The organism is Jeotgalicoccus nanhaiensis, from assembly GCF_015235105.1.
In the GTDB taxonomy this organism is placed as follows: Bacteria; Bacillota; Bacilli; order Staphylococcales; family Salinicoccaceae; genus Jeotgalicoccus; species Jeotgalicoccus nanhaiensis.
In genome coordinates, this window is sequence record NZ_JADGLW010000020.1 from 1 (window position 1) to 485 (window position 485).

Genomic DNA, 485 nt, shown 5'->3' on the forward strand with positions numbered 1-485 from the left:
CCACCAGGATGCGGCCTTCGCCATCCAGCCGCACGCGGGCGCCGGACTTCATCACGGGCGCGCCGCGGTAGGCCGACGCCACGCCCAGGCCGATCCACCACCGGCCCTCGCGGCGCTGGGCCGGCAGGGGGTTGCGCGCGTTACACCCGAAGCGCTCCGCGCCCAGGCGCAGGCATTCCACCAGCTGGCGCTGCGAGAAACGCTTTTCGGGGCGCTTGCCCTCTCCTTGCTTGTCGCCGCCGCCCTTCTCGCCCGTGGTGTCGGGCACGACCTGCGTGTCGTTGCGGATGCGCAGCTCCACCGGGTCCATCCTGAGCTTCTCGGCGAGTTCGTCCATGGCGACTTCGAGCGCCATGTGGCCGGTGGCCTCGCCGGGCGCGCGCATGGCGTTGACCTCGGGCAGGTGCAGCTCGGCCAGGCGCGTGGCGGTCATGCGGTTCGCGCCCGCGTAGAGCCTGCGGGTCTGGTCCACCGCGCCGTCGGCC

General features: G+C 73.2%; 1 protein-coding gene. It reads right to left on the reverse strand.

Going from position 1 to position 485, the window contains the following annotated elements; all coding sequences use genetic code 11:
* The coding region (locus IR135_RS11490; RefSeq protein WP_135099506.1) for a molybdopterin cofactor-binding domain-containing protein at positions 1 to 485 on the reverse strand (485 nt) is incomplete at both ends.